Below are 9,633 nucleotides of genomic sequence, written 5' to 3' on the forward strand. Positions count from 1 at the left end.
TCCTATTTGTAAGGTTAACGAGAGAATCGATGTTACAACTGACAGACCTATGTAAGGGCTACTTAGACGGTGGTGAATTTCACCCTGTTTTACAAGGTGCTGAGTTGTCATTGAAACAAGGGGAGCAGGTTGCTCTGATGGGCGAAAGTGGTTCTGGAAAGAGCACTTTACTCAACCTGATTGCAGGCCTTGATACCGTTGATTCTGGTGAAGTTCTTTTCCCCAATTTTGCGATGAACTCTGTCGCAGAGACCAAGCGAACCGCTTACCGTCGTAATAATATTGGCCTTATTTTTCAGCAATTTAACCTTCTTCCTACTTTGAATGTCGCGGATAACATCCGTTTCTGTCGCCAGTTAAAAGGCTTGCCTGAAGATCAGGGTCTATGGCGTCAAATTCTCTCTGCTTTGGATTTAATGCCACTATTAGGCCGCTATCCTGAAGAAGTGTCAGGTGGTCAGCAGCAGCGTGCTGCGATTGCTCGTGCGTTATATATGGAACCTAAGATTCTTCTTGCTGATGAACCTACGGGAAGTCTTGATGAGCGAAATGCAGAAGCGGTGATGCGTCTGTTAACGAGCTTAACCAGACAGCTTGACTGTACTTTATTGTTGGTGACGCACAGTGAGCGCGTTGCGGAGCATATGGAAGGCAGGATAAGGCTCCAAGGAGGGCAGTTGCATGTTATGGCCCGTAGTTAAAGCACTACTTGGCCACTACAGGCGTTATCCTTTTCAAATCCTTCTCGTCTGGCTCGGTCTTACTCTTGGTGTATCACTCTTAGTTGGCGTGACCGCGATTAATAGCCATGCTCGTCAAAGTTATGAGCATGGTGAAAAGCTATTTTCTAACCCTCTTCCATATCGTGTTCGTCCTAAGCATGCCACAAGCAAGATCCCGCAAGGATTTTACATCCAGCTGCGTCGTGATGGATTCCATCAATGTGCTCCGTTTGAAAGTTTAAGAGTTGATACCGCGAGCGGTGTCGATTTGATGCTGATTGGTATCGACCCTGTCGCAATGCTGCGTTTTCAACCTGGCGTATTGCTCGAAGACCAGTCAACACTCGCTTTGATGCGTCCCCCTTATCCAATCCTTGTCAGTTCGGATCTGGCTGCTCGAATGAAGTGGCAAGACAGCGATGTTATTCAGTTAGATAACGGTAGTACGCTTGGTCCAATTATGGTCGACCAAGAAGGGAAGCTAAATGGGACTCGTATTCTCGCCGATATTTCGCTACTGAGAACATTAGCGCGCAGCTCTGGTATCTCCGTGATTGCGTGTGGCGATATGCCACCTGAAAAACTGGCTAAGCTAAAATCTATTCTACCTAATGGTATGGAGTTGAACCGCAGTTCGCGTGCAGAGCTAGAATCGCTGACTCAAGCGTTCCACATGAATTTGAGTGCGATGGGGATGTTGGCTTTCTTAGTCGGTCTGTTTATCTTCTATCAGGCGATGTCGCTATCTCTAACTCAACGTCAACGACTAGTGGGTATCTTGCGCCAGACTGGCGTATCAGGCTGGCAACTTGCGCAGGCCTTGTTGCTTGAGCTGCTTGCATTGGTTTTGGTGAGTTGGTTATGCGGTAACTTGCTGGGCATGTTGTTAGCAAACCAGCTGATTCCAACAGTGTCAGCAAGTTTAAGCGATCTTTACGATGCTAACGTTGGTTTAGCGATTAGCTGGAACTGGCAATCGAGTCTTTACAGTTTGTATCTCTCTGCCGGTGGAGCCATTGTTGCCTGTGCGTGGCCTTTGGTGCGCTTACTGCGTTCTCAGCCTGTTCGTCTTACCACGCGATTGTCACTGGTTCGCTTTACGGGGGCTGAGTTCACGATTCAAGCATTGCTGGCATGTGCGTTCTGTGTGGCTGCGATTGCGATTTATCAGGCTCCTCAGACACAAGAGTCGGGCTTTGCGATTATTGCTTTGATGCTGTTAAGTGTCGCGCTGTTCACGCCTTACATTATTTGGCGAGTATTCGAAAGCCTTTCATATTCACTTCGCTGGGTAAAAGTGCGTTGGTTCTTCGCTGATGCGGCTGCAAGTATGAGCTATCGAGGTGTCGCAACAATGGCCTTTATGCTCGCGATGGCGGCCAATATCGGTATTGAAACTATGGTCGGCAGTTTTAGGGATACCACGGATAAATGGCTAAGTCAGCGTTTAGCGGCAGATCTCTACATCTATCCAAATACCAGTACCGCGGCTCGTATGAGTGGTTGGTTAGCTAAGCAGCCAGAGGTTGAGTCGGTTTGGTGGCGATGGGAAAAAGAGGTCTCTACCTCCTATGGTGCACTGCAAGTGGTGAGTACCGGATCGTCTGAAGGGGAGTTAGGCGCTCTGACGGTCAAGCTTGGTATTCCTGACTATTGGTATCATCTCCATCACTCCAAGGGTGTTATGGTGAGTGAATCGATGGCACTTAAGCTTGGGATTCGCCCCGGAGATTACATCGATCTTGATGGAAAGCTTGGGCAAGGTTGGCAAGTTGTTGGGGTTTACTATGACTATGGCAACCCGTATAACCAAGTGCTCTTGTCCCATCGAAATTGGCTTTACGCGTTTGCCGGAAGCGGTATGGTCGCTTTGGGCACAGTGCTCAAGGAAGATGTCAATCCGATTGGTTTGAAACGACGTCTTGAGGCGGTGTTTAGGCTTGATTCTGAGCGAGTGTTCGATAACAGTGATATTCACAAACATGCGCTGCGCGTGTTCGACCGTACTTTCTCCATTGCGGATACGCTGGGCAATATTACGTTAGTCATAGCGGTGTTTGGTATTTTCTTCGCAACAGTCGCGGGGGAGGTTTCTCGTCAGAAACATATCGCTTTGCTTCGTTGTGTCGGTATGTCTGGGCGAGAGCTGATCTTAATGGGCAGTTTGCAGCTGTTTGTTTTCGGTGCGATTTCGATGTTGATTGCCATGCCGTTGGGGCTTGCTTTGGCACGCCTTGTGGTGGATATCATCATTAAACAGTCATTTGGTTGGACTCTGGAATTACAATTCATACCAACCGAATATCTTCAGACTGCGTCGCTAGCTATGCTCTCTTTGATGTTGGCTGGGGCGTTGCCTGTTCTACGGATGGTGAGAAATACGCCGATGAAGTCATTAAGGGATGCGTTGTAAATGAAGAGCTCGAAAGTCACTCTCGTGATCATAGCAATTATCGCTATTGCGGCAGGTTTATTTTCAGCACTTTATTTTAATCACTCGAACCAACCCGACAGCGTCGACAACCACAATGGAATGAATGCGATGTTCCGCTCTCAAGCGGATAAAGTGTTTGAACCAGTACTGCCTGACAATCCTGTGGTGTTGCCTGAAGACTTCGCGTTTCACAATCAATATCAGCATGGCTGGTGGCACTTCTTTGCTAATGTCGTTGATAAAAGAGGCAACCAATACGGTGTCCAATGGAGTTACTTCCGTATCGCGAACAGCGACAGTAACTTATCAGGTTGGCAAAGCCCTCAACTCTATATTTCTCATGTTGTTATTTCTGATAAGCACCGTGTCTGGCGTGAGCAGCGAGTCGCAAGGGGTGGGATCGGACAAGCCGGCATGACGGTCAAACCATTCAAATTATGGATTGATAACTGGTTCTGGCGTTCGTTGGGACAGACACCTTTCCCTGGGCTATTGGAAGCTCAGACGGACACTTTTGGTCTTCGCCTCACCACGTCGACGCGCGGGCCTTTTGTCATTCCCGGTGAACGTGGTTACGTTGTTAAACACGATTTGTTGCCCATCGCCTCTCACAATATAACGGCGCCATTTTTGAACGTTAAAGGCCTGTTGGATCTTGGCGGAAACAAGGTTGTGGCAGTAGAAGGCAAAGGCTGGATGAGCAAAGAGTGGGGAAGCGGTTTGCTAGCCGAAGGGCAACAAGGCTGGGATTGGTTTGTGTTCCAGCTTGATGATGAGACAACCTTATCGGTTAGTCGCTATCGTCATGATCAGCAGCTGCCTTATTTGTTCGGCACGCTATCAACCAATGATGGTAAAGTCGTTACGCTCACCAATGATCAAATTGATATCACGCCTGTGCTGTCTACCGACTTCAGTAATGGAAGCTCGATTCCTATGCAATGGGCAATCAATATCCCTGATTATGGAATCCGATTGAATACCCAAGTGTTGAACTCCAACTTGTGGCTTCCTTTTGTGTTGCCATATTGGGAAGGGCCAATTACCACCACGGGAAGTCACAAAGCCAAGGGGTTCATGCAACTTACCGGTTACTAATCTCGATTTTGATGCTAGTACAAACTGTCGAGTTTCCATCTTACTAGAGCCACTTCTCTTGCAATGTGAAGTGGCTTTTTCGTTTTTATATGGAAAAACTTTGACTTTGCCTATAATTAACTAAGGAAAATAAATGGCATTCGAATAGTTTTTATCGGAAAAACCGAATTATTTACTCTAAAGAAGCGATTTTTACTGTGTTGGCGAACTCTATAAACTCGACTGTATTCTTTGTTAATCGCTTATTAACATAATAAATATAAGGGCAATATAATGAATGACATGATTCGCGATTTCTTCAAAATGGAGTCTGCCGGGGGCATTCTGCTGGTAATTGCGGCTGCAGTTGCTATGACAATCGCAAATACATCGTTGAATGATGCATACCAAGGTTTTCTTCATACCTACGTATTTGGTATGTCTGTGTCGCATTGGATCAACGATGGCTTGATGGCTGTCTTTTTCTTGCTAATCGGTTTAGAAGTAAAACGAGAGCTACTTGAAGGCGCTCTTAAATCTAAAGAAACAGCTATCTTTCCAGCAATCGCAGCCGTTGGCGGTATGCTGGCTCCAGCTTTGGTTTACATTCTGTTTAACTATAATGATGCACAAGCTGTTCAAGGCTGGGCGATTCCAGCAGCCACAGATATTGCGTTTGCTTTAGGTATCATGGCGCTGCTCGGCAAGCGTGTACCAGTGAGTCTGAAAGTGTTCTTGCTTGCGCTGGCTATTATTGATGACCTTGGTGTTGTTGTGATCATCGCTCTGTTTTACACGGGTGATCTCTCTACTTCAGCGCTGGCGGTTGGCTTCGCAATGACAGCGGCACTGTTTATCTTGAACTCTAAGAAAGTGACTAAGCTAACTCCTTATATGATTGTGGGTGCTATCTTGTGGTTCGCGGTGTTGAAGTCAGGTGTCCACGCGACGCTTGCAGGTGTTGTGATCGGTTTTGCGATTCCTCTCCAAGGTAAGAAAGGGGAGCACTCGCCACTGAAACATATGGAACATGCGCTTCACCCATACGTTGCGTTTGGTATCCTGCCACTGTTTGCTTTTGCAAACGCAGGCATCTCGTTGGAAGGTGTGTCGTTAGACGGTCTAACATCCATGCTTCCTCTGGGTATCGCGCTTGGTCTATTGATTGGTAAACCTCTAGGTATCTTCTCGTTCAGCTGGTTAGCAGTGAAATCAGGCATTGCGAAACTGCCTGAAGGTATCAGCTTTGTGCATATCTTCGCTGTGTCTGTGTTGTGTGGTATCGGTTTCACCATGTCGATCTTCATCTCTTCACTGGCATTTGGTTCTGTCAACGCTGAGTTTGATACCTACGCTCGTTTGGGTATCCTAATGGGCTCAACGACAGCCGCTGTATTGGGCTACTTCCTACTACACGTGTCGTTACCAAAGAAGGTCGCTAGTGTTGAGGGTAGTGAGCAAGTGAACTCTCAGCACTAATTAAAAAAGACAGCATTAGTATTAGAAACGCCCCGTAAAGACGGGGCGTTTTTTTACCTATGGATTTTTTTGGGCTACTTTTCGATGATGGTGAAAATAGTCCACTCTTCAACAACTTCTTCTTTCAGGCCTACCACCGTTGCGGTTACGCGACGATTTAAAGCATGAGAGGTTTCGTCATCGCCTTCTGATTCCAGACGCGACTCACCGTAACCTACGATGGTGACGCGCTTTGGATCCACTTCATACGAAAGTAGTTCGTCTTCAACGGCGTGAGCCCGTTTTTTTGATAGCTCAAGGTTATAGTCGGGATCACCCACTTTACTGGCATAGCCTTGAATCTGAATTGACGCAGATTGATACCTATCAAGAAATTCCGCCATAGTCTGGATCTGATCGGAGAAGATTGGGTTGATTTCATAAGAGTCGTTGGCGAACAAGATTCTGAGTTGTCGCTGTTCTTGTTCGACAATCGCTGCGCCACAACCATCATTATCTACCATGGCGCCAACCGGTGTGCCAGGGCATATATCACGTGCATTCACCACACCATCTTTATCTTCATCAGTCAGGTCTGATATTTGATTGGCGGTAGGCGTTTCGATGTAGTCATATTCGTCCTCTACATTGGCTGCACTGAATGGAACGATAAACAGTAAAGTGAGAGGGATTAGGTGTTTGTTCATCATACTTAGTACTCCACTCGCTTAGTCCAAGCCTCAGGGGTATCGACCAATAACGCATCTAACAGATTGCCAGTTGCGTTCATAACGCGGTACTTGGCGTATTGTTCAGCATAGTGTGCATCAAGGTAGTCCTTACGCGCTTCAAACAGTTCATTTTCAGTGTTGAGTAGGTCAAGTAAGGTACGTTGGCCAATCTGATATTGCTTTTGATAGGCAATGACTGTCTCAGATGCAGAATCAACGTGGTCGGCTAAGAAGTTTTTCTGTTGCAGTGTTAAATCTAGTGCACTCCAAGATAGGCGAAGGCTTTCCTCAACTTGGCGATATGCATTATCGCGCAAATCTTTAGCTTGGTTGAGTTGGAACGCTGCTCGTTCCGACAAATCACTGTCAGATCCGCCGTTATAAAGGTTGTAACGCATACGGAGCATCGCAAGTGTTTCATCACTGCTGCCTCTATCACCGCCGGCATCGTCTCGCCATGTTTGGCTTGCTTCAATCGAAAGTGTGGGGAAGTAGTTACCTTTAGACTGCTTGTATTGGAAACGAGCAGAATCGACGTCGACTTGAGACACTTTAATAACTGGATGTTTATCAAAGGCTTCGACAAGAGCGTCCGTTAACGACAATGGCAGCTTGGATTCATCAGCTCGCGGGTAAATCAGACCTAATGGCTCTTGTCCTACTAAGCGACGGAATTGAGTGTGTGTGTCGATGAGGTTGTTTTGTGCTGCCAATAGATTGCCGTGTGCTTTGGCGATCCGAGCTTCTACTTGTGAAACATCAGCTGTTGAACCGATACCTGAACTCGCGCGACGTGATATGTCACGATAAATCTCTTTATGAACCGCAAGGTTACTTTCGGATAGGGCAAGCACCTCTGTCGCCTTTACTGCATCCAGATAAACTTGTGTCACCCGAAGTGCTATGTCGGAAGCATCAGCAATAAGTTGATAGCGGATAGATTCAGCGTCTGCTGCGGTTCTATCCATATCATTTAAAGTTGCATTACCGTCCCACAGCAATTGGGTCAGACTAATACTTGCTTCTTTTCTTGTCAGATCGGTGTCCGATCGTCCGGTCGACTCAGCGGGATTAATGCCTTCATAACCAATACCAGCGTCCAAATCTAAGCTTGGCAGATAGGCACCTGTTGATGCATCTGCTTGCTTGACTGCACTTTGGAACTCGTTGAAGGTGCTTTTTATTTCAGGGTTGGTTGCAAGAGTAATTGCGACCGCTTGCTCAAGTGTCTGTGCTTGTACCGATAGGCAAGCTAGCAGTACACCACTTGCAATGAGTGACTTTTTCCAGTTCAAGGTAGCCTCCTTAATCAGTGCTATGTTTCCAGCACTTTTTAAGCGTGTGTTTAGCCTGTGGCGAGTATCAAAAGCTTAGTTGACATATCTGTAATTTGAGAATTTTTGTGTCACAAAAGTGAGACCTAATATTAATGACTTAGTAACTTTCGTTAGCACTTTGTTGCTATTAACTAGATTGTCAGTAGCTTCGGGGCTAGTTTTTAAGGTGTAGAGGTATGCGTAATTTGTATCTTCACACTGGTGGAGAGGGGGGGAGCGCATACCGTTTGTATGGGGAACCTGCTTATGAATGCGAAGAGCTTAGCGCCGTTTATGCTTGCCAGCACAACTGTTGTGATTAACGTAAATGGTGATGTCCGAGAGTTGTTGCCAGGCGAAGTTCCGGCACCCGGTGAAGTGATAGTAGTCTTGGGGCAAGACGCTACAGCCAATGCTGATTCACCGACTGGGATAGAGGCACAGTTAATCGGAGAAGGGGGAAACCTCGATCTCAACCTAGATAATGAAATCGCTTCGATTATTGAGCAGATTGAGCAAGGTGTCGACCCAACACAGAACGATGATTTCGCGACCGCCGCCGGAGGACAGGATGGCTCAAGTCTTACTGGCTCGGGAGATATCGACCGCACTGGTGCAGAAACATTAGCAGAGACTCAATTTGATACTTCGGGTTTGGAGTCTCAAGGTTTGTCGGAAACGCAAAGCCTTGCCTTACTGGATATTGTTGCGGCACAGCTTGTTATTGAACTTGAAGCGCCAGTGTTTGACGCAGAGAGTTACGATTTCTCTTATGATGAAAACTCAGAACCAGGTACGGTAATCGGAACCGTTTCTGCTACGGATCTTGAGGGTGACAGTGTCACCTATTCCTTGGTGTTTGAAGATGGTGATCCACTAGCCGATTACTTTGTCATTGATCCAGATACAGGGGAAATATCACTGACGGAAGCAGGGGCCGCCGCCTTCACCAATGATTTTGAAGATGAAGGTAGCTTAAATAGCCACGACATTGTTGTTCAGGCCAGTGATGGTACAAACATCTCCCAAGTTTTAGTTACTTTAAATGAGTTAGATGTCAATGAAGCACCTGAGTTTGATCAACCTGAAGATGGTTATGCATTCAGCTACAACGAAAATTCTTCTGACGCCTATGTGATAGGTACCGTGACCGCCACCGATGAAGATGCGGGCGATGTGGTGAGCTATAGCATCAGTTCGAATGTTCAGGTTGATGGTGAGGACTTGTTCGAAATCGACAGTGCAACTGGTGAAATCTCCCTCACCGCAGCAGGGGTAGCCGCTTTCACCAACGATTATGAATTGCCAGACAACCAGCACACCATCACGGTCGTGGCATCGGATGGTGAGCTCGAAACGTCAGTGGATGTTGATTTATCCGAGTTGGATCTCAACGAAGCCCCTGAGTTTGATCAACCTGAAGGTGGTTATGCATTCAGCTACAACGAAAATTCCTCTGACGCCTATGTGATAGGTACCGTGACCGCCACCGATGAAGATGCGGGCGATGTGGTGAGCTATAGCATCAGTTCGAATGTTCAGGTTGATGGTGAGGACTTGTTCGAAATCGACAGTGCAACTGGTGAAATCTCCCTCACCGCAGCAGGGGTAGCCGCCTTCACTAACGATTATGAATTGCCAGACAACCAGCACACTATCACGGTCGTGGCATCGGATGGTGAGCTCGAAACGTCAGTGGATGTTGATTTGTCCGAGTTGGATCTCAACGAAGCGCCTGAGTTTGAACAGCCTGACGGTTATTCGTTCACCTACAACGAAAATTCCTCTGACACCTATGTGATCGGTACCGTGACAGCTACCGATGAAGATGCGGGCGATGTAGTGAGCTACAGCATCAGTTCGAATGTTCAGGTTGATGGTGAGGACTTGTTCGA

7 protein-coding genes are annotated in these 9,633 nt (G+C 46.9%); 5 read left to right on the forward strand and 2 right to left on the reverse strand.

Annotated features, from left to right (window positions below):
- The first annotated feature begins 29 nt into the window (after window positions 1–29).
- The 4 genes from ACQEXP_RS13945 to nhaA all read left to right on the forward strand — a co-directional run bounded on the left by ACQEXP_RS13945 (window position 30) and on the right by nhaA (window position 5,712).
- Entirely contained in the window at window positions 30–701 is a 672-nt protein-coding gene (locus tag ACQEXP_RS13945; RefSeq protein WP_269376340.1) for an ABC transporter ATP-binding protein, read from the forward strand.
- Entirely contained in the window at window positions 682–3,135 is a 2,454-nt protein-coding gene (locus tag ACQEXP_RS13950) for an ABC transporter permease (protein ID WP_426970516.1), read from the forward strand. Before ACQEXP_RS13945 ends, ACQEXP_RS13950 begins: the two co-directional genes overlap by 20 nt.
- Window positions 3,136–4,254, forward strand: a complete 1,119-nt coding sequence (locus ACQEXP_RS13955) for a lipocalin-like domain-containing protein (protein WP_426970518.1) — start codon at window positions 3,136–3,138, stop codon at window positions 4,252–4,254.
- A 273-nt stretch (window positions 4,255–4,527) separates the two neighbouring features.
- Window positions 4,528–5,712: a Na+/H+ antiporter NhaA gene (nhaA, locus tag ACQEXP_RS13960; RefSeq protein WP_426970520.1), complete on the forward strand. Its 1,185-nt coding sequence runs from the start codon at window positions 4,528–4,530 to the stop codon at window positions 5,710–5,712.
- 74 nt (window positions 5,713–5,786) lie between these two features.
- Here nhaA and ACQEXP_RS13965 read toward each other — a convergent pair whose 3' ends face one another.
- On the reverse strand, window positions 5,787–6,401 hold the full coding sequence (locus ACQEXP_RS13965) for an OmpA family protein (RefSeq protein ID WP_426970522.1): 615 nt from the start codon (window positions 6,399–6,401) through the stop codon (window positions 5,787–5,789).
- A 2-nt stretch (window positions 6,402–6,403) separates the two neighbouring features.
- Window positions 6,404–7,717: a TolC family outer membrane protein gene (locus tag ACQEXP_RS13970; RefSeq protein WP_269376345.1), complete on the reverse strand. Its 1,314-nt coding sequence runs from the start codon at window positions 7,715–7,717 to the stop codon at window positions 6,404–6,406.
- 288 nt (window positions 7,718–8,005) lie between these two features.
- Here ACQEXP_RS13970 and ACQEXP_RS13975 point away from each other — a divergent pair.
- Window positions 8,006–9,633: cadherin domain-containing protein (locus ACQEXP_RS13975; RefSeq protein WP_426970525.1), on the forward strand; the 1,628-nt coding region annotated here is incomplete at its 3' end.

The organism is Vibrio sp. TRT 1302 (assembly GCF_050113875.1).
Taxonomy (GTDB): Bacteria; Pseudomonadota; Gammaproteobacteria; order Enterobacterales; family Vibrionaceae; genus Vibrio.